The sequence below is a fragment of the Halomonas sp. V046 genome, assembly GCF_052645355.1.
Window position 1 is genome coordinate 196,260 of sequence record NZ_JBQXYF010000005.1, and the last position, 21,012, is coordinate 217,271.

Sequence of the window (21,012 nt, forward strand, 5' to 3'; positions counted from 1 at the left end):
AGCCAGCACCCACAGCATCCTGGACGACGGCATCGGGCAGCGATTCACACGCAAGACACCCAGACCGCACCGCAGCCAGATGGCAATGGCTGCCCCCGGACATAACAACAAGCACAAGCTACGAGAGGCTTATCATGACAACCTCCACCACTCGACCAGACCCGGCTTCCGCCCCGCCCAGCGACGCCGCCATTGCGGCGGCGACCAAGAACGCGGGCGATGAATCCCTGGCCCCCCAGTCGACCCGCATCATGGGTCGCACCTCCTACTTGCTCGCTTGGTTCGGCGGCTGCGTCTCCATCGGCACCTTCACCATGGGCTCGAGCGTCGTCGGTACCCTGAACCTGATCCAGGCCACCGTAGCCATCGCCATCGGCTGTTTCGTCATCGGTATCGCGCTCGCCGTCAACGGCGCCGCCGGCTACAAGTATGGCATCCCCTTCATGGTGCAGGCGCGCTCGGCGTTCGGCTTCCAGGGCACTCGCCTGCCCGGTTTGATACGCGCCGTGCCCGCCATTGTCTGGTACGGCTTTCAAAGCTGGATCGGGGCGGGTGCCCTCAATCTGGTGTCGGCCACCCTGTTTGGCTATGACAACCTGATCGTGTTCTTCATCGGTTTTCAGTTCTTGCAGATCGCCCTGTCGGTACTGGGCTTTCAGGGCATCAAGTGGCTCGAGAACATCGGCAGCGCCTTCATCCTGGCCTCGCTGGTATACATGTTCTACAGCACAGTGGTGCGCTACGGCGATGTGCTCTCGGCCAACCTGCTGACCATGGAAGGCTCCTGGGGCATGCCGTTCTGGGGAGCCACCATGCTGTTTCTCGGCATCTACTCGACGATGATGCTCAATGTCAGCGACTACTCTCGTGAACACAAGGAAGGTACCGGCCCAGGCCTGCTGACCACCATCTACGCCATGTCGATTCTGCCCTGCACCCTGTTCATGGGCCTGATCGGCTACATGGTGTCCGAGGCCACTGGTGTTGCCGACCCGATCAAGGTCTTCGCCAACGCGGTGGACAACACACCGCTGCTGATGACGACGCTGTTGTTCATCGCCTTCGCCCAGGTCACCACCAACGTCCTCAACAACGTGGTGCCGCCGACCTACGTACTGATGGACACCTTCAAGCTCGGCTATCGCAAGGCGTCCATCATCGTCGGCCTGCTGGCCTTCGCCACCTTCCCCTGGGAGTTGGTCAAGGACGAGTCGGCGGCCGGCCTGCAGGTCTTCGTCCAGACCTACTCGGCATTCCTCGGCCCGATCTTTGCCGTGCTGGTGGTGGACTACTACCTGGTGCGTCGACGCACCCTGGACCTGGCCAAGCTGTATGACGAGAACGGCCCCTATCGCGGCGTCAATCCGGCGGCGTTGATCGCCACCGTAGTCGGCGTGGTGGCGGCGTTCAGCGTCTCGACGGTGTCCTGGTACGCCAGCCTCATCCCTGCTGGCCTCACCTATCTGCTCTTGATGCGCTACTGGCAGGGCTGCCGTCGCTTCACCGAGTGATCCATCGGTCAGGCCGCCGGTACGGCCCGACCGTCTTCCGAGTCGCCCGTTTTGACGACCAACAACAACAGGATTCCCCATGCACCAGGATGAACTGGCCCTCGACCCATCCCGGGTCGACCCCTCGCTGTACAACAAGGATCTCGCCCCACTCCCCCATGCCAAACGCACCTGGGGGGCGTTCGAGATCTTCAACGTCTGGTCCAACGATATCCAGAGCCTGTTCGGCTACACCTTGGCCGCCTCGATGTTTCTGTCCTACAACTTGAACGGCTGGGCGGTGATGGCCGCGATCATCCTGTCCGGAGTGATCGTGATGTTCCTGGTCAATCTGACCGGTAGCCCGAGCGTGCGCTACGGCATTCCCTTTCCGGTGATGGTTCGCGCCAGCATGGGGGTGCGCGGCTCCAACCTGCCGGCACTGCTGCGCGCCATCGTCGGCATCTTCTGGTACGGCGTGCAGACGTACTTCGCCTCCACCGCCGTGACCCTGATGATTACCGCGCTGATCGGTACCGATGGTGGCGCCGGGATTCTCGGCCTGTCGCCGGTGGCGTGGCTGGCGTTCGTGCTGGTATGGGTGTTCCAGCTGGCGATCTTCTGGGCCGGCATCGAGCGCATCAAGCACTTCCTCAACTGGGCGGGACCGTTGGTCTACGTGGTCATGGTGGCACTGATGGCGATCATCTGGTGGCAGGCCGGCGACCAACTGCTGCCCGCGGTCGGCAGCATCTTTTCTTCCGAGGGCGAAGGCCGCGGCGGCATCGGCGCCTTTGCGGCCATCGTCGGTACCATGGTGGCCTACTTCGCCGCGGTGGTGATCAACTTCGGTGACTTCACCCGCTTCGTGAAGACCGAGCGCCAGATGAAGCTGGGCAATCTGCTCGGCCTGCCCCTGAACGTCGCCTTCTTCTCGTTCATCGCCTTGATCATCACCGCCGGCACCATGGTGCTGTTCGGCGAGGCACTGACCAACCCCACCGATATCGTCGAACGGGTCGACGCCCTGCCGCTGACCTTGCTTGCGGCGCTGACCTTCTTCGCCGCCACCGTGGGCATCAACCTGGTGGCCAACTTCATTCCGCCGGCCTATGACCTGGCCAACCTGTTCCCGCGCCATATCAGCTTCCGTACCGGTGGCCTGATCACCGCCTGCGTGGCCTTCGTCGTGGGCGCGCTGTGGGTCTCGCTGATCAGCCAGATCGGTGTGCCCGGGTTCGTCAACGCCGTCGGCGCCATCGTCGCGCCCTTCTACGGCATCATCGTCGCCGACTACTACGTGGTGAAGGGCGGCAAGCTCGATGTCCAGGCGCTGTTCTCGGCCGCGGAAGGTGACGCCTACACCTACACCAACGGCTGGAACCTGAGGGCCCTGGCCGCCTTCGCCCTGGCCGCCATGTTCTCGCTGGGCACGGTGGTGGTGCCGGCCATGGCCGACCTGGCCGGTTTCGGCTGGATGATGGGCGCAGCGCTCGGCGGCGTGATCTATCTTGTGCTGATGCGCGGACAGACCGCTACCGCCGCGACGGCTTGAAGCTTGCGCCACTCGCGAGCGACACAGCGATAACGACAACGACAACGACAACGACAACGACAACGACAAAGACAACGACAACGACAGCGGCGCCGCGATGATCGTGGCGCCGTTGTCGTCTACCGCACGTCGCAACGCCAGGGGGCCGTCAGTGCTCCAGCAACTGAGCGCCCGGCCCCTGCTCGCCAAGCGCGTCCTCGGGGTTACGCAGAGGGCAGTCGCCCAGCGACAGGCAGCCACAACCGATGCAGTGATCGAGCTGGTCACGCAACTGAACGAGTCCCGCAATGCGCGCATCGAGTTCGTCACGCCAGTGCGCCGACAACCGGCCCCAGTCCGCCGCCGTGGCCCGCTGTCCCTCGGGCAGGGTCAGCAAGGCCCGGCGAATCGACGAAAGCGGCATACCGGTGCGCTGCGCCACCTTGATGATGGCAACCCGGCGCAGCACATCTCGAGAGTAACGCCGCTGATTGCCAGCATTGCGTTCACTCGAGATCAGCCCCTTGGCTTCGTAGAAATGCAGCGTGGACACGGCCACGCCACTACGGGCAGCGACCTCGCCTACGCTGAGCCGTTGTCGCTTTCCGCCTGTCTTGCTCACCGATGCGCCTCCGTTTTCCACCGCTCCCGCACCCATTTCGTCCCCAGGCCCCACCCAACCTCAATATTGCTTCAGGTATAGACCTCTGGCACTTATCAGGCAAGCCGAGGAAGATGGTGACGGACGCCCTGCGGCCCTGGCGAAGGTCGAGGCGAAGGTCGAGGCGACGACCTCACCGGTGCCGGTAAGGCCCTGCGCTAGCATCCTTCAGCGTCAGCCAGATCGAGTACCCTTCTGGCCTTGACCTCAAGTTATATTGAGGTCTTACGGTAGTCTTCGCACCGCCGTCCACGGCAATACCGAACGGTTCCTGACATCACTATCGCGCAAGGCAACCTTATATGTTTCGTTTCTTCGAGTCGTTGATCAATCCCTACCCGGACGGCGAGCCGACCACGCCGCCCAACGATCTGCTGGCGTTTCTCTACCACTATTCGCGGCCGATGCTGCCACTGTTGATGGTGATGTCGTTGCTGACCGCCCTGGTGTCCATCACCGAGGTGGTGTTCTTCGCCTACATGGGGGATCTGGTCGACTGGCTCGGCAACGCCTCTCGGGACACCTTCCTGTCCGAATACGGCTGGGAGCTCGCCGCCATGGCCGTGCTCATCGTCGTGGTATTCCCCTTGCTGGTGCTGGCGAGTTCGCTGATCACGCATCAGAGCATCTTCGGCAATTACCCGATGATCGTGCGCTGGCTGTCCCATCGCTACCTGCTCGATCAGAGCCTGCCATTCTTCCAGGATGAGTTCGCCGGACGGGTATCTCAGAAGGTCATGCAGACGTCGCTGGCCATTCGCGAGACGGTAATGAAGCTGATGGATGTGTTCGTCTACATCCTGGTCTATTTCACCGGCGCCATGATCCTGATGGGACAGGCAGACCCGTGGCTGATGGCCCCCTTGGTGGTGTGGCTGGCCGGCTACATCGGCCTGCTGATCCACTTCGTGCCGCGGCTTCGCGGCATCTCCAAGGCCCAGGCCGACGCCCGGGCCCAGATGACCGGGCGCGTGGTCGACAGCTACACCAATATCCAGACCATCAAGCTGTTCGCCCACACCCGCCGCGAGCACGACTACGCGCGCAACGCCATGGACGGCTTCATGCAGACGGTCTACCGTCAGATGCGGCTGGTCACCCAGCTGACGGTGAGCCTGCAGATACTCAACTCGTTGCTGCTCGTCTCGGTCGGCGCCATCGCCATCCTCGCCTGGCACCAGGCGCTGATTTCACTGGGCGCTATTGCGGTCGCCATCGGTCTTGTCATGCGTATTCGCGGCATGTCGGACTGGATTCTGTGGGAAGTGGCCGGCCTGTTCGAGAACATCGGTACGGTACAGGACGGCATCAACACCCTCGCGCAGCCCAAGGCCATTACCGACGCCCCTGACGCCACCGACCTGGTGACCCGCCATAGCGAGATTCGCCTCGATCACATTCGCTTCAACTACGGCCAGGTGCCGGGCATCGCCACGCCGCCCAGCGCGGTCATCGACGATCTATCACTGACCATTCGCCCCGGTGAGCGCATCGGCCTGGTCGGGCGCTCCGGCGCCGGCAAGTCGACGCTGGTCAACCTGCTGCTACGGTTCTATGACCTGGAGAGCGGACGCATCCTGATCGACGGTCAGGATATCGCCGGCGTCACCCAGCAGTCCCTGCGCCAGCAGATCGGCCTGGTGACCCAGGATACCTCGTTGCTGCATCGCTCGATCCGCGACAACATCGGCTACGGTCGACCGGACGCCAGCGACGAGGAAATCGTCGAGGCGGCGCGTCGTGCCCACGCCGATGCCTTTATTCAAGGGGCTCACGATCCCAGCGGGCGGACCGGCTACGATGCCCACGTCGGTGAACGCGGCGTCAAGCTCTCGGGAGGCCAGCGCCAACGCATCGCCATCGCGCGGGTCCTGCTCAAGGACGCGCCGATTCTGGTGCTCGATGAAGCCACCTCGGCGCTGGATTCCGAGGTCGAGGCGGCCATTCAGGAACAGCTCTTCTCGCTGATGGAAGGCAAGACGGTGATCGCCATCGCCCACCGCCTGTCGACCATCGCCATGCTCGACCGTCTGGTGGTCATGGACCAGGGACGCATCGTCGAGATCGGCAGCCACGACGAGCTACTAGCCGAAGACGGCATCTACGCTAGCCTGTGGCGGCGTCAATCCGGCGGCTTTCTCGGCCTCGATGCCCAGGCGTCGACGACCTCGAGCCGCGATGATGTGCCGGTCTAGGGGGCCCGTCCAGGAGGCCTGTCTAGGAGGCCCGTTCAAGAGAGGCACGCGAGACGCCGTCTCAGACGATGAGGCGGCGCCCTCCAGGAGAGACCGATCCGCTTCACACTGAGGGTGGATTAAGAGTGGATTAAGAGCGGGTCTAGAGCGGATTGGAGGCAGATTGAGGGCTGGGTGAAGGACAAAGGGGAAACAGCCGCCGCTGGCACTGGCGGGGAGCCAACCTCATTGAACCGACACCCGCTAGAGACCGAGGCGCGCTCGTTCGATGGCCGCCTTTACGGCCCCCAGGGCCTGGGGGCTGTTCTTCCAGCAGCTCGTGCGAAGCATCGAAGCAACTCGCTCAGCCAGCTCCGCGGCCTCGTACTCGGCGAGGTCCGCAAACGTCTCGACCCCCACCTCTTCGAAGCGCTGGATCACCGTTGGTCCTACGCCCTTCAGCGCCAACAGCGCCTGCCTTTCGTGATCGGAAAATGCCATCACAATCCCCTGTCTTCGCCTCATCAAGCGTCATGGCGGCAAGGCATGTTAGCGCGCCCGGCTCGACCGCAGAAGGTGCCTGCAGGCAACGGCAAGACCCGCAAGCCCCAGTGCCGGCCGCCAGATCCGCAGGATTTCGCTGAGCAGCACCCGCCCGCCCTGCACGCCAAAGAACCGCTCGGTTCCGATCGACGACACCCGGACAGGACGGAATCCGAAAAAATAGTGTGACGCATCCAACGGAGTCGCCCCTCACCCCGACCCACCATCACCCGCGTGTCAGGCACGGGGCAGGCCCTATCGTTCTCTTGACAGCGCCAGCGGTGCGTTACGCCCCTCCTGGGTGCCACTGCAACGACCTCCAGCATGACGTTAGGCAGGATGCCGGTTGCGATACCCACACCGGACGCGCGACGGGAGCGACCTTCGGCATCAGCGCGAGAATATCTGGAACAGATCCGGGGCCTCGGCGTCTTCCTCGATAATCGACAGCGAGGCTTCGATGGCCTTCAGGTGACGACTCATGAAGGCCGCAGCACGCTCCCCCTTGCCATCTTCCAGGTAACCGATCAGATCCTGATGATCATGAGACTCGCAGCCCAGGTTGCCGGCGTTGCCGTAGACCGCGAGGATCAGCGAGGAACGCGAGCACAGGCGCTCAACGAAGTCGGCCAGGGTCTGGTTGCCGGAAATCCTGGCCAGATAGGTATGAAAATCTGCCGACAATCGGATCGCGACGCTCTGCTCGCCACCACGTAGCGCATCGCGCTCTCGCCGAGCCATGTCGCGTAACGTGGCAACGTCGCCCGACGAGATGCGCCGAACGATCTCAGCCATCAGCCCGCACTCGACCATCTGCCGGGCATCGAAGACATCCTTGGCTTCATCGGCGGTAGGGCGAGTGACGCTGGCCCCCCGACGTGGTGTAAGGGTCACCAGCTGTTCGAGGGCGAGACGCTGAAGGATCTTGCGGATACCGGTGCGGCTAACCCCGAACACCTCGGCAAGGGCGTCTTCCCGCAACCTGGCGCCGGGCTTGAGGCGATGCTCGATGATGGCGTCACTGATAGAACGATGAATGGCTTCGTGGCGCTCGGCGCCGTCGCCATTCTTGCCCTGTCGAGGCCCAGGTGACATTGCCTTCGGCGCCGCCGCCTTCGCTCGTTCATTCATCGACGCTCTCCTGTCATAGTGCGATCGGTCTCATTGTATACGTAACAGCACAAGAAGCACGACAACGGCCCCGGCCCCTATCGGGGCCGGGGCCGGTACATGGGTGGCCAAGGCAGGGTCAACGCCAGCGACACGCTCACGCCCTGGCGGCAACGCCTTACCACCAGCGCATGACGCGAGCGCCCAGGACTCGGCAGCGGTTACCCTGAGTGCATCAATTCCCCCAGGTGGCGATAGTTGCGCGTTCGTCGTCGGTCATCTGAGTCAGGTTGCCGAGTGGCATATAGCCGCTCGCGACCACCTGCTGAATGCTCGCCTGTTGCTGTTCAACCTGAGCCTCGGTCTCGAGCACGACCCCGGCAGGCGGTGCACTGAAACCCGCGTGGGCAGGCTGAGCCGCATGGCACTGCACGCAGCGCGTCTGCATGATGGCATGAACCTGAGCCAAGGGAGAGGCCGGGACCGCGTCAGATGCCAAGGTGCCGCTTTCCTGCGAGGCGGTATCGCCACCCGCCTGTGCCGGGGCACTGGATGTCGCCGGAGCCAACGCCGGTGAGCCGACCGCGAAGGCCGCCAGGATCAGCACCACGCCGGCCACCGGGTACGCTGGCTTGTGCTGCCCCGAATGCATCAGCACGAAGTACTGGCGAATCACGGCGCCGGCGAAGATCAGCAGCGTCATGATCACCCAGGCCCAGTCGTTGGTATAGGCAAACGAATAGTGGTTGCTGATCATCAGCAACACCACCGGCAGGGTAAAGTAGGTGTTGTGCACCGAACGCTGCTTGCCACGTTTGCCGTCGAGCGGATTCGGCGTTTCGCCGGCCTTCATCGCCTTCACCATGCGCCGCTGGCCGGGGATGATCCAGAAGAACACGTTGGCCGACATGGCGGTGGCCATCACCGCCCCGGTCAACAGGAAGGCTGCGCGTCCGGAGAAGATATGCACGCTGAGATAGGCCACCAGCACCATCATCACGGCGACGCCGACGCTCAAGAGGCCATCGCGTTCCATGTTCGGGCTCAGGCGCTTGCACATCTCGTTATAGACCACCCAGCCGCCAAGCAGGAAGAGCAGGGCCACCACATTGGCCTGCCAGCCGCTGAGGTTCGCCGCCCACTCCCAGGGGCTGTTCGGATTGACCAGGTAGAAACTCGGATTGGCCATGTACAGGATGATGAACAGCGCGAAACCGGACAGCCAGGTGGTGTAGGCCTTCCAGAACGACCAGTGCAGATCGTCCGGTAGCTTGTCCGGGGCGGTCGCGTACTTCTGATTGTGATAGAAACCGCCGCCGTGAACGGCCCACATCTCGCCGAAGACGCCTTTCTGGCGGTCTTCCTCGGCCTTGGGTTTCTTTAAGCCGTTATCCAGCATCACGAAATAGATCGATTCGCCGATCCAGGCGATGGCCGCAATGACGTGCAGCCAACGCAGCAGGAAGTTGCTGACATCAATAAGGTAGGAGGACATGACGGTATCCCGATTCAAGGCTGTTATTGTGATTCGGCAATCTGGTGGGTGCCAAGGCGTCTCCGGCCGGGGAGCCTGGTGCAATGCCCGGCTCATGAACCCCGGCCCGAGCCGCGATGCACACGCCGTCAGCTACCGCGGTAGGTCGAGTAGCTGTAAGGCGACAGCAGCAGCGGCACGTGATAGTGCTGGTCGACATCGGCCACACCGAAGCGCAGTGGAATTCGGTCGAGAAAGCGCGGCTCCTCGGCGAGGACACCCTGGGCTCTCAGATAGTCCCCGGCGTGAAACAGCAATTCGTACTCGCCGCGAGTCAGGGCCTCACCTTCCAGAATGGGCCTGTCGCAGCGCCCATCATCATTGGTGACCACCTCGCCGAGGGCCACGCGGTCGTTGCCGTCGATGCGAAATATCTCAATACGTATGCCCTGGCCGGGACGGCCCAGAGAAGTGTCCAGTACGTGTGTGGTCAAGCGGCCCATGTCGCCCTCCTTCCTCGTCTACGGTCTTGATGTACAACGTCTTGATATACAACGCCTTGTTGAACGAATACCAACAGGCGACGCGTGACCTCCCCGGCTCTCCGGCCGAAGCGTCAGGCAAGAAGCACTATGCTAGCCATGCGCGCCATGCGTTGTAGCATCGTCGGTATATAGAACATCATTGAGCCAAAGAAGGGTACATTTCAACTACTTTTTTGTATACAGTTAGCTCAACCCATCTTCCCTACTGTCGTTTCGCGGAGATCACCATGAGTACACCGACTCTGAACGCTCGCCCCAGCATGATGGACAAGTCGACCTTCGTCTCCACCTATGGCGACGTCTTCGAGCACTCTCCCTGGGTGGCCGAACTCGCTTTTGATCGCGGGCTGACTGGCGCCCACGACGATCCCAATGTTCTCGCCGACCACATGGGACAGGTGCTCGAGGAGGCGGATCCCGAGCGCCAGCTACAAGTCATCTGCGCCCACCCGGACCTCGCCGGGAAAGCCGCTGCCGCCGGCGAGCTAACCGATGACTCCACCCGTGAACAGGCCGGTGCCGGATTAGATCAGTGCACGCCGGAAGAGTTGGAGCGCTTCACCCGCCTTAACGATGCGTATCAGGAACGCTTCCGCTTTCCCTTCATCATGGCGGTCAAAGGTGGCAACCGGCATACGATTCTGGCGGCGTTCGAAACACGCCTGAACAACACGCCCGAGCAGGAACGCCGTGAAGCGGTGATTCAGATCATCCGCATCGCACGGTTTCGTCTGGAAGACCGCGCCAGTTAATTCAGCACACAAGCCAAAACGGCCAGTCGCAATGACTGGCCGTGCAGAATTCCCAACGTAATGCGACACTCACCGACACTCTCATCGGCGCCGTACGCAACACACAAATATCATTCTCTTGACCGTACTTGTGTAACAGCTAATGCCCCCTTGGGGCCGCAACGCCAGAAACCATAGGCTAGCGGGCGTTTGATCATCGCCGCAGGAGCCATCTGGTAGGTGTTAGCCCATGAGCTCCAACGGGATCTGGCGTTCTACTCCTTGTCAGGACCAAAAGCGTCTTTTGCCAAGGTTTGGCACTTCTCATTGTATTCCTTGCTGAGCGCCAGCAGTGTTTCCCCTTCCTCCTTGAGCCGCTCACTCATCGTCGACAGCGTCTTCTGCTGAGACTCCCCGGCGGCGTGAAACGACTCGGCGTCGCAGACCTCGCACCAGGCCCGGGCCTGGGCCATCCCTGTATTCAAGGCGATATCAAAGGTCTTGAAGCGAGCTTCCAGCAACTTCTGCGAGAACTCGAGTGTCAGTAGACTGCCTTCCCGCAGTGGATCGAGCATCTTGTCCATTGACGGCAGCATCTTGTCCATTGACGGCAGCGTGGTATTAGTATTCATGAACGCTTACTCCCTAGATTCGCCTAGCGCGGCGCGCTGGCACAGAAAAGACTAGACGGCACAATTGTGCGTCGCAACATGCTATAAGACATATACGGTTCTTTAATGTGCTTAAAAGCCATCACGTCGACTCGGCTTACGGACCTCGCCGGTGACGATGACTCCGCTATGCCAAAGTCACGGCTTCCGCGCGAAACGCCGGTAACTATCGGGGCAGGCGCTGTACAGGCACTGCCGGTGCCACAGAATGATGGCGCACCACCGTATGTCTATCTCAGTGCATATCATCGCGGCGGAATCGGCCAGCCCCCTAGCCGCATCAGGCATACCTCTACTCGGGCACTGCGTAAAAGCGGAAAAAATAGTCGTTTGAGCATAATATGGCGAATCCGCTAACACTTGGCCCCGAGGAATCGCCGAGAGTATGCCGCGCTAACCAACCCCTCCTCTCACGCTGCCCAACGACCGTCAGCCATGCTCAACCGGGAGATGGGAGAGCCGGCGGTCTTTATCACACACGTCACGAGCGATGAGTTATCGCCTCACGCCATGGCACGAGCAACAGGCAACGGGCAACAGGCAACAGGCAACAGGCAACGAACTTTCGAAGAGGCGGTGCCACCATGATGGCGGCAGTGCATAGCGTGGCTCAGGATGCGGGAGCGGCTCTCGTCGTACGACCCGGCCATGGGCGTCACCCATCGCCGGAGTCGTGAGTCGACACGCGTGCCCCCTCTGTCGTCAGCGCTTGCCGAATGGCGCTTAACGCGCGTCTTCGCTCCTCTCCTCGCCCTTGGCCGGGTTGACCTCCTCGACCAACGCGTAGGCTCGCTTGACCGATTCTCGCTGTGCCAGCGACGCCGCCCAGCGCTTGACGTGGGAAAAGTCGTCGAGATTCTGGCGCTGCTTCGCGTGGGAGGCGATCCAGGGGTAGATCGCCATGTCAGCAATGCTGTATTCGTCGCCTGCCACAAACGGACTGTCAGCCAGCTGGCGATCGAGTACGCCATAGAGTCTGGCCGTTTCCTTGACGTAGCGTTCGATGGCGTACGGAATCTTTTCCTCGGCATGGGTGCCGAAATGATGGTTCTGTCCGGCCATGGGGCCGAGCCCACCCATCTGCCAGTAGAGCCACTGCAGGGTCACGTAGCGCGCTCGTCCACTCTTCGGCAGGTACCTGCCGGTCTTGTCGGCCAGGTATTCGAGAATCGCGCCGGACTCGAACAGCGCCAGTGGCTCTCGTTCTTCACGCGGCGCGTTATCGACGATGGCCGGGATGCGGTTGTTCGGCGCGATATCGAGAAAGGTCGGCGCAAACTGCTCGCCCTTGCCGATGTCGACCGGATGAAGCCGGTACCTGAGCCCCGCTTCCTCCAGAAACAGCGTGATCTTGTGGCCATTGGGCGTGGTCCAGTAGTACAGATCGATCATGGAGAACCTCCTGTTCAATCGCTATCGACGTTGCCGCCAGTGGGTGAGGAGACGCCAGATGCTGAGGAAGAGCCTTCAGCGGTTGTAGTGACCAGCCTTCAGCGGTTGTAGTGACCAGCCTTCAGCGATGGTAGTGACCAGCCTTCAGCGATGGTAGTGACCAGCCTTCAGCGACGGTAGTGACCAGCCTTCAGCGACGGTAGTGACCGGCCTTCAGCGATGGTAATGACCGGCCTTCAGCGACGGTAGTGACCCGCCATCGGCGGCTGCAACGACCAGCCGGGGAGACTGTTTCTCCGCGGCACCAGCCAACCCTTGAGCACCAGCGCACACCGGCGCGATAACGCAACGCAAAGGACCACGCCGCGAGCCGCCTCGCCGGCGTGGTCTTGGTACGCCGCGTCTGACCGTCACTCAGCGATAGGCGCCTTCGATGTCGGTGATCCGCATGGCGTTTCGCCCAAGGCCGTCATGCTGGTCCAACATGCGTTCGATCCAGGCATAGACCGGGTCGGCATTGGAAACGAGATCGGCGGTCGACACACAGCGTGCCCACATGAAATTGCCAAACAGCAGGTAGTCGGCCGCGGCAGGCGCATCACCATCGATGAAGTCCGTCTCCGTGAGCTGACCGCGCAACGGCTCCAGGGCAGCATCCAGCTGCGCCAGGCCCTTGGCCGGCGAATGAAACTCCTCGAAGGTACGCCCGAAGCGCTTTTCCCGGGTCTCGCGGAAATAGTCGCGATCCTTGGGATGGATGGCGTTAAGCAGATCCATGACGATAGTGCGCAGAATAGCCGGGGCCACGGCCCGCTCGGCGTAGTGCTTGAAGAACCGCGCGCGCGACTCTGCCATGGCATCCCCAAGCAGCGCCGGTGCATCAGGATAGGCGCGATCCAGGTAAGCCATGATCTGATAGCTATCGGTGATCACCTCGCTACCGTCCACCAGAACAGGAACCTTGTCGTAGTCCGCAAATTCAAGCACTTCCTTGTCAATGAAGTGCCACGGACGCGTCTCGACATCGAGCCCCTTGTGGGCCAGGGCCAGCCTGGCGCGCCAGCAGAAGGGAGAGAACCGCAGCCGCTCATCGATACCACAGAGGTCATACAACACTCGGGACATGCCAATCTCCTCGTTATTCGGGATGGACGTTGGGACGAAGCCAAGTCTCGATAGTGCCAGCCAAGCTTGCCCCCGCCAATGGTTTTCCATAAGCGAGCAAACGACCGCATAACTGTCCATTAGTCTAATGAATTATCTCGAACGCGTGTTCACCCTGGTGGTTAGAGGTTTCTCAAACCATTGTTTTTACGAACAGTCGCCTCTCTTCTTCGAGAGTGCCAGGGCATTTCTTATTGGTCTGACCAATAACCCAGATATGGCGCCTATGCACGACTCGACTTATGGTGGCGACCGTCGTCAATCGCGTGGGGCTGGCTCGGACCACCACCAACGCCTCCGACGCCAACCTCGACAACACGTCAGAAACGACAAGCCAGACACAACAAGAGAGCCTCGACTGATGAACGATACGACCCTCGCCCTGGTGGCGTTTGTCCCCCTGATACTGGCCGGTGTGCTACTTATTGGGCTGCGTATGGCAGCCAAGGTGGCGATGCCGATCGTCTTCGTGGTCACCGCCCTGATCGCCCTGATCGCCTGGGACATGACCTTTACCCGGGTCATCGCCTCGACCCTTCAGGGGCTGATCCTTACCGTGGCCATCCTGTGGATCATCTTCGGTGCGATTTTGCTGCTCAATACGCTCAAGCACTCTGGGGGTATCACGGCCATTCGCAACGGTTTCTCCGGCATCAGTCCGGATCGCCGGGTACAGGCGATCATCGTCGCTTGGCTGTTCGGCTGTTTCATCGAAGGCGCCTCCGGCTTCGGCACCCCGGCCGCGGTGGCCGCACCCTTGATGGTGGCACTCGGCTTCCCGGCCCTGGCCGCTGTCGTGGTGGGCATGATGATCCAATCCACGCCGGTATCCTTCGGCGCCGTGGGTACGCCCATCGTGGTCGGTGTGGCCGGCGGCGTGGACCGCGTCGGCATTACCGAAACACTCGAAGCCGGCGGTTCCACCTGGATGGAATACTTCCGCCTGATCGCCGGAGAAGTCGCGCTGGTCCACGCAGTGGTCGGCGTGGTCATGCCGCTGCTCATGGTGATGGTCATGGTGCGCTTCTTCGGCGCCAACCGCTCCTGGAAGGAAGGCCTGGCGATCGCCCCGTTCGCCCTGTTCGCCGGTATCTGCTTCGTCGTCCCCTACGCCTTGGCCGGCGTCTTCCTCGGTCCGGAGTTCCCATCGATGATCGGCGCCATGGTGGGCCTGGCCATCGTCGTACCCGCGGCCCGTCGCGGTTTCCTTATTCCCCAGCAAAGCTGGGACTTCCCGGCTGCCGCACAGTGGCCCGACCACTGGATCGGCAAGCTCAGCATCAATGTCGATGACGTCGTCGGGCGCACCTCTATCTCGACCTTCATGGGCTGGTTGCCCTACGTGCTGCTGGCCGTGCTGCTGGTGTTGTCACGCACCGTCGAGCCGTTCAAGAATGCCCTGACGTCGGTCAGTGTGGGCTTCACCGACATTCTCGGCGAGGCCGGTATTTCCGGCAGCCTGCAGCCGTTGTACCTGCCCGGAGGCATCCTGCTGATGGTGGTGCTGATCACCGCCGTCCTGCACCGCATGAAGGGTGCTCAACTGGCTGCCGCCTTCGGCGAGTCCACCCGCACCCTGCTCGGCGCCGGCTTCGTGCTGATCTTCACCATTCCCATGGTGCGCATCTTGATCAACTCTGGCGTCAACGGCGCCGACCTGGCGTCCATGCCGGTGGCAATGGCGACCTTCGTCGCCGACGGCGTCGGCGATATCTACCCGCTGTTCGCGCCCGCAGTCGGTGCCTTGGGGGCCTTCATCGCCGGTTCCAATACCGTGTCCAACCTGATGCTGTCGGACTTCCAGTTCAACGTCGCCCAACAGCTCGGCGTGTCGACGGCCCTGATGGTCGCTCTCCAGGCCGTCGGCGCCGCTGCCGGCAACATGATCGCGATCCACAACGTGGTCGCAGCATCGGCAACCGTTGGCCTGCTGGGTCGCGAGGGCATCACCATCCGCAAGACCATTCTGCCGACGCTCTACTACGTGATCGCGGCGGGCCTGATCGGCCTGGTGGCGATGCAGGTAGTGGGCATCTCGGACCCGCTGATGGCTCTTGGCTAAGACCCCGCTGATGGCTCTTGGCCAAGACCCCGCTGATGGCTCTTGGTCAAGACCCCGCCGATGGCTCTTGGCCAAGCGCCGGCCTGGCTCGGACGAAGGCAGGAGCTGCTGCCGTCAGGAGTATCGCGGCCAGGGGGTTTACGACTGACAAGCACAGAGGGCGGCATCCGTGGATGCTGCCCTCTGTGCATTTTACCCATGTCCTTCGTTGGTGACGCCTGACGGGACGCTTGCCACCTTCTCGCTATCGTCTCGCCGCCCTCGATAATGCAGCCGGCCGTTTTCTCTCCTGGCTGTTCTCTCCTGGCTGTTCTCTCCTGGCTGTTCTCTCCTGGCTGTTCTCTCGCAGGCTATTCTCCTGCAGGCCAAGAACTCGCCGACTAGCCGATCTTGGCGAGTCTAGTCTTGTGCAGGCGGGCCTTATCGACGTAGCCCTCGGCATTTGCCTTGAGCCCGGCAATCGCCTTGTCATCGAGCTGTCGAATCACCTTGGCCGGCGAGCCGATGATCAGGCTATTGTCCGGGAATTCGGCGTTTTCCTTGACCAAGGCTCCCGCTCCTACCAGGCAGTTCTTGCCGATGACGGCGCCGTTGAGGATCACCGCCTGAATGCCGACCAGGGTTCCATCCCCCACCGTGCAGCCGTGGAGCATGGCCTGGTGCCCGACGGTGACACCGGCCCCGACACGGAGCGGGTACCCGGGATCGGCATGCAACACCGCACCATCCTGAACATTGCTGCCTTCACCGATACAGAGAGATTCCGTATCGCCACGCAGCACCGCCTGATACCAGATGCTGGCATCTTCATGCACCTTGACCTGACCGATAACCTCGGCGCTCTCGGCGACGAAGACACTACGATGAATATGGGGCGAATGGTTGCCCAGACGGAAGATCGCCATGACGCGCTCCTGAAAATTCGAGTTCCTTGTTATCCGCCGAGTCGATGCCGAAACTCGACCAGCTCGATACAGACCCAAAGATGCACTCGGCACCTGCCTATAGCGTGGACGCTGAAACGCAAAGTTGCCTAACCAAATTCGCCACGCCCAGTCCACGCTGCGCGCTGTGAGGGATCGGTCGACCTTGCTATGCCTGTTCGACACATCGAAAGTAGCTCGCGATCTCGCTGGCCACTCGGCGCACGGCGTCTTCATCCACATCCAGATGGGTCACCATTCGTGTGCGAGGCCGCACCGCCACCAGGATGTCACGCTCGGCCAGGTGCGCCTCCAGCGGTCCACAGTGCGGAGCAGGAACATCGAGAAACACCATATTGGTCGCCTGCCCGGCGACCTGCAGGCTCGGGACCTGGCCCAGCCACTGGGCCAACTGCCGGGCATGGCGATGATCATCGGCGAGACGCTCGACATGGTGATGGAAGGCGTGACGACACCCTGCCGCGAGGATGCCGGACTGACGCATGCCACCACCGAGGGTCTTGCGCCAACGCCTGGCACGTTCGATGAAGCGATCGCCGCCCACCAGCAACGAGCCGACCGGCGCGCCCAACCCCTTCGAGAAGCACAACGACGCCGAATCGAACCCCGCGCACAACTCGGCCAGGGAGCGCCCCGAGGCCACCGAGGCATTGAATAGCCGTGCCCCATCCAAATGGCAGGCCAGACCGCGCTCGGCGGCAAGGCCGGTCACCGTCTCGACATAGTCCGCCGGCAGCACGCGTCCCTGGAAGGTGTTCTCCAGCGCGATCAGGCGAGTGCGCGCGTGATGAATGTCATCGCCCTTGATGGCGGCGGCGATATCCTCCACCGCCATGCGTCCGAACTCATCCTGTTCAAGAGGCTGGGGCTGGATGGCGCCAAGCACCGCGGCGCCGCCACCCTCGTCGCGATACATGTGGCTGCGTTGCCCGAGGATCACCTCGTCGCCACGACCACAGTGGGTCAGCATGGCGGTGAGATTGCTCTGGGTGCCCGAAGGAAAGAACGCCGCCGCACTGAAGCCGGCGCGGTCCGCCAGTTCGGCCTCGAAGCGCTCAACGCTCGGGTCATCGCCCCAGACATCATCGCCCACCGGAGCAATCGCCATGGCCTCGCGCATGGCCTCTGTGGGACGGGTGACGGTGTCGCTGCGCAAATCGATCATGTGCTGAGTCCTCTTCCACTATCCCGCTCCAGCGTCCGGCGTCCAACGACCGGACTTCCTGACGATGGGGACATCATGCCGAGGTATCCCCACCCTTGGACGTCGATCCAATCAACGTCTCGGATTATCCCACCACAGCTTGTGCCCAACGGCCACCCTTGGCTTTCACAGCGCCAGTCCTGCTCGGCAAACAGCTTGCGAGGAGGTTACGTATCCAGGGCGTCGGCCAGCACACGGGCCACATGCTGCGCCTCCCGCGAGGCGCCATCCCTGATCTGGTGGCGACAGCTGGTGCCATCGGCCACGATCAGGGCGTCACCGGCCTCACGAACCGAGGGCAGCAGCGCAAGCTCTGCCATCTGCATGGAGGCCTCGAAGTGTTCTCGCTCATAGCCAAAGCTGCCGGCCATGCCACAGCACGACGAGGTAATCGTCTCGAGCGCAAGATCAGGGATCCACGCCAACACACGCTGGACCGGAGTCAACGCATCGAAGGCTTTCTGGTGGCAATGACCGTGAAGCAACGCTCGTGAATGGGGCAACGCCTTCAAGGGCAACCTCAGGCGTCCGGCATCGTGCTCGCGCACCAGGAACTCCTCGAACAGCAGGCTCGCCTCGGCCAGTCGCGTGGCGGACTCGCCGAAACCGTAGCCCAGAAATTCATCGCGCAGGGTCAATAGACACGAGGGCTCGAGTCCGACCACGGCAGCGCCTCGCTCCACATAGGGCAACAGCGCATCAAGCGTCCGGCGGGCCTCGTCCTTGGCCCGCGCTACCTGGCCTGCGGCGAGATAGGTACGACCGCAACACAGGGGACGCTCGCCCGCTGGCCGTGACAGCACCACGCGATAGCCCGCCGCGGTCAGCACTCGATGAGCCGCCTCGGCGTTATCGGCCTCCATGTAGTTGTTGAAGGTATCGACGAACAGCACCACCTCGCCCAACTCTCCGGTGTCAGCGGCGTTCTCGCGGTGCTCGGCGGACAGGCGGCTCGGCTGCGAGGCGGTATAGTCGCCCCCGAACACAGGCAGCGACCTGGCCTCGGCGAGGCCCAGCGCCCGCTTGACCCGCCCCGCCAACCAGGGCGCACGCTCCAGTGTCCGGGTCAGCGGCGCCAGACGCTTCAATACCGGGGCCATGCGCGGCATGTCGGCGATCAGCCGCTCGCGCAGCGCGATGCCATCACGCTCGACACGGGCCGCCCGGGCCTCGATCTTGATACGCGCCATATCGACGCCGGTGGGGCAATCACGCTTGCAGCCCTTGCACGAGACGCAAAGGTCCAGTGTCTCCTTGACCTCGTCGCTGGCCAGGCCATCGCTGCCCAATTGCCCGGAAAGTACCAGGCGCAATGTGTTGGCCCGCCCCCGGGTCAGGTGCTTCTCATCGCCGCTGATGCGGTAGCTCGGGCACATGGTGCCGGCATCAAACTTGCGGCAATGGCCGTTGTTGTTGCACATCTCCACCGCGCTGGCGAGGCCCCCGGTCACGTCGCTGCCGCTACCGGGGGGACTCTGATCGCCGCTCAAGGGATCGCGCTCGACGTTCCAGGGCGACCAGTCGAGTACCGGCGTCAGAGCAATACGCTGGTAGTCGCTGGAGAACCGGAACAGCCGATCGTCATCCATCTTCGGCGTATCGACGATCTTGCCCGGGTTCATCAGATTCGTCGGGTCGAAGAGTCCCTTGATCTCGCGGAAGGCATCATTGAGTTCACTCCCGAACTGCCAGGCCACCCACTCGCCACGACAGATGCCGTCGCCATGCTCGCCGGAATAGGCGCCCTTGTACTCACGCACCAGGGCTGCGGCCTCCTCGGCGATGGCCCGCATCTTGGTGGCGCCCCCACGCCGCATATCGAGGATAGGTCGCACGTGCAGGGTGCCGACGCTGGCGTGGGCATACCAGGTGCCCTCGGTGCCATGGTGATGGAACATCTGGGTCAACTTGTCGGTGTACTCGGCCAAGTGCTCGAGCGGTACCGCGCAGTCCTCGATAAAGGACACCGGCTTACCGTCGCCCTTCATGCTCATCATGATATTGAGCCCGGCCTTGCGTACGTCCCATAGCGCCTTCTGGGCCTTGGCGTCGGGCATGTCGACCACGGCGTCGGGCAACCCCAGATCTCCCAGCAACTGGTTGAGACGAGCCAGGTCCTTAAGCAAGGCGTCACGATCGTGACCGGCGAACTCCACCAGCAGCACCGCTTCGGGCTTGCCGATCAGCGCCTTCTTGATGACCGGGGCGAACGCTGGGTTTTCCAGCGACAAGGCGATCATGGTGTGGTCGACAAGCTCCACGGCCGTGGGCGACAAGGCTACGATGTGCTGGGTCAGGTCCATGGCCTGATAAAAAGTGGGAAAGTTCACCACCCCTAGCACCTTGTGCTCGGGCAGCGGGGAAAGCTTCAGGGTCAGGCGCCGGGTGAGCGCCAGCGAGCCCTCGGAGCCGACCAGCAGGTGGGCCAGATTGGCGACGCCATCGGCCTCGTAAGGCTGTGGGTTCTGACAGTCGAAGAGATCAAGGTTATAGCCCGCCACCCGCCTGAGGACCTTGGGAAAGTGCTCGCGAATACGCGAGTTCTCGCGCTCGGCAATGGCTCGCACACGGCCGGCCAGCTCGAACAGCGGCGAGGCAGTGGTCAACTCGTCCATGCGACCAAAGCGAGCCTCGCGGCCATCGGCCAGCAGCGCATCGATGGCGGCAACGTTATGCACCATGTTGCCGTAGGCAATAGAGCGCGAACCGCAGGAATTGTTGCCGGCCATGCCCCCCAGAGTGCACTGGGCACTGGTCGAGACATCCACCGGGTACCAGAGCCCATGGGGCTTGAGCCAGGCATTCAGGTGGTCGAGCACGATGCCGGGCTCCACCACCACGGTACGGGCCTGTTTGTCGAACTCGACGACGGCATTCAGATGACGGCTGGTGTCGATGACCAGTGCCTCGCCCACGGTCTGGCCACACTGGCTGGTGCCGCCGCCCCGTGGCAGCACCGCGACCCCCTGGTCGCGGGCAATATCCAGCGCCAGGGCCAGGTCGTCCTGATGGCGCGGAATCACCACACCGACCGGCGTGACCTGATAGATCGAGGCATCGGTTGCGTAACGACCGCGAGAGGCCTCATCGAACAGCACCTCGCCCTCGAGTTCTCGACGCAGCCGCGTCGCCAGTTCGGTCACCGGTCGCACACGGGCGTCCCGGCCAGGTTGAGTCAGGGAGGTCATCGCCCACTCCTCTCAGTGTCAGTCACAGTCCAGATCCTCGATCGACGCCACGACCGCGCATCAGCAATGCGCGGGGGCTGCGTGAAGCGGCTGTATGAAACGGCGGCGTGAACAGGCACGCCAAC

The 21,012-nt window shown here is 62.5% G+C and carries 16 protein-coding genes; 5 read left to right on the forward strand and 11 right to left on the reverse strand.

Annotated features, from left to right (window positions below):
* The first annotated feature begins 134 nt into the window (after positions 1-134).
* Both ACUN9Y_RS08490 and ACUN9Y_RS08495 read left to right on the forward strand, forming a co-directional pair.
* Positions 135-1,511: an NCS1 family transporter gene (locus ACUN9Y_RS08490; RefSeq protein WP_445460257.1), complete on the forward strand. Its 1,377-nt coding sequence runs from the start codon at positions 135-137 to the stop codon at positions 1,509-1,511.
* Between the two features lie 79 nt (positions 1,512-1,590).
* Complete coding sequence (locus tag ACUN9Y_RS08495) at positions 1,591-3,045, forward strand: NCS1 family nucleobase:cation symporter-1 (RefSeq protein ID WP_445460258.1); 1,455 nt, start codon at positions 1,591-1,593, stop codon at positions 3,043-3,045.
* 148 nt (positions 3,046-3,193) lie between these two features.
* Here the strand turns inward: ACUN9Y_RS08495 and soxR are convergent, their stop codons facing one another.
* Positions 3,194-3,682, reverse strand: coding sequence for a redox-sensitive transcriptional activator SoxR (gene soxR, locus ACUN9Y_RS08500; protein WP_445460259.1), 489 nt, complete (start codon positions 3,680-3,682; stop codon positions 3,194-3,196).
* Positions 3,683-3,987: 305 nt separating this feature from the next.
* On the opposite strand from soxR, the gene ACUN9Y_RS08505 reads away from it, so the two are divergent.
* Entirely contained in the window at positions 3,988-5,880 is a 1,893-nt protein-coding gene (locus ACUN9Y_RS08505) for an ABC transporter ATP-binding protein (protein WP_445460260.1), read from the forward strand.
* Positions 5,881-6,123: 243 nt separating this feature from the next.
* Here ACUN9Y_RS08505 and ACUN9Y_RS08510 read toward each other — a convergent pair whose 3' ends face one another.
* From ACUN9Y_RS08510 to uraH, 4 genes are all read right to left on the reverse strand, one after another.
* Positions 6,124-6,360, reverse strand: coding sequence for a helix-hairpin-helix domain-containing protein (locus ACUN9Y_RS08510; RefSeq protein ID WP_445460261.1), 237 nt, complete (start codon positions 6,358-6,360; stop codon positions 6,124-6,126).
* 432 nt (positions 6,361-6,792) lie between these two features.
* Positions 6,793-7,533, reverse strand: coding sequence for a GntR family transcriptional regulator (locus ACUN9Y_RS08515; protein ID WP_445460262.1), 741 nt, complete (start codon positions 7,531-7,533; stop codon positions 6,793-6,795).
* Between the two features lie 214 nt (positions 7,534-7,747).
* Positions 7,748-9,007: a urate hydroxylase PuuD gene (locus tag ACUN9Y_RS08520; RefSeq protein WP_445460263.1), complete on the reverse strand. Its 1,260-nt coding sequence runs from the start codon at positions 9,005-9,007 to the stop codon at positions 7,748-7,750.
* Between the two features lie 128 nt (positions 9,008-9,135).
* A complete protein-coding gene (gene uraH / locus ACUN9Y_RS08525; RefSeq protein WP_445460264.1) occupies positions 9,136-9,489 on the reverse strand; it encodes a hydroxyisourate hydrolase in 354 nt (117 codons plus the stop codon).
* A 269-nt stretch (positions 9,490-9,758) separates the two neighbouring features.
* Here uraH and uraD point away from each other — a divergent pair, with 269 nt between their 5' ends.
* Positions 9,759-10,283, forward strand: a complete 525-nt coding sequence (gene uraD, locus ACUN9Y_RS08530) for a 2-oxo-4-hydroxy-4-carboxy-5-ureidoimidazoline decarboxylase (protein ID WP_445460265.1) — start codon at positions 9,759-9,761, stop codon at positions 10,281-10,283.
* Positions 10,284-10,537: 254 nt separating this feature from the next.
* Here the strand turns inward: uraD and ACUN9Y_RS08535 are convergent, their stop codons facing one another.
* The 3 genes from ACUN9Y_RS08535 to ACUN9Y_RS08545 form a co-directional block, all read right to left on the reverse strand.
* The gene (locus ACUN9Y_RS08535) at positions 10,538-10,894 is read right to left on the reverse strand and encodes a hypothetical protein (RefSeq protein ID WP_445460266.1); all 357 of its coding nucleotides are present in this window, start codon (positions 10,892-10,894) and stop codon (positions 10,538-10,540) included.
* A 762-nt stretch (positions 10,895-11,656) separates the two neighbouring features.
* Positions 11,657-12,325 carry a glutathione binding-like protein gene (locus ACUN9Y_RS08540; RefSeq protein WP_445460267.1) on the reverse strand — a complete coding sequence of 223 codons (669 nt, stop codon included), beginning with the start codon at positions 12,323-12,325 and terminating at the stop codon, positions 11,657-11,659.
* A gap of 414 nt (positions 12,326-12,739) precedes the next feature.
* Complete coding sequence (locus ACUN9Y_RS08545) at positions 12,740-13,450, reverse strand: glutathione S-transferase N-terminal domain-containing protein (protein ID WP_445460268.1); 711 nt, start codon at positions 13,448-13,450, stop codon at positions 12,740-12,742.
* A gap of 400 nt (positions 13,451-13,850) precedes the next feature.
* Between ACUN9Y_RS08545 and ACUN9Y_RS08550 the strand changes: the two genes are divergently transcribed.
* Positions 13,851-15,551, forward strand: a complete 1,701-nt coding sequence (locus ACUN9Y_RS08550; protein WP_445460269.1) for an L-lactate permease — start codon at positions 13,851-13,853, stop codon at positions 15,549-15,551.
* 380 nt (positions 15,552-15,931) lie between these two features.
* Here ACUN9Y_RS08550 and ACUN9Y_RS08555 read toward each other — a convergent pair whose 3' ends face one another.
* The 3 genes from ACUN9Y_RS08555 to ACUN9Y_RS08565 all read right to left on the reverse strand — a co-directional run bounded on the left by ACUN9Y_RS08555 (position 15,932) and on the right by ACUN9Y_RS08565 (position 20,887).
* Complete coding sequence (locus ACUN9Y_RS08555; RefSeq protein ID WP_445460270.1) at positions 15,932-16,456, reverse strand: gamma carbonic anhydrase family protein; 525 nt, start codon at positions 16,454-16,456, stop codon at positions 15,932-15,934.
* Positions 16,457-16,643: 187 nt separating this feature from the next.
* Positions 16,644-17,660, reverse strand: coding sequence for a low-specificity L-threonine aldolase (gene ltaE, locus ACUN9Y_RS08560; RefSeq protein ID WP_445460271.1), 1,017 nt, complete (start codon positions 17,658-17,660; stop codon positions 16,644-16,646).
* Between the two features lie 206 nt (positions 17,661-17,866).
* Positions 17,867-20,887 (reverse strand): FAD-binding and (Fe-S)-binding domain-containing protein, encoded by a 3,021-nt coding sequence (locus ACUN9Y_RS08565; protein WP_445460272.1) that lies wholly within the window; start codon positions 20,885-20,887, stop codon positions 17,867-17,869.
* Between the last annotated feature and the right edge of the window lie 125 nt (positions 20,888-21,012).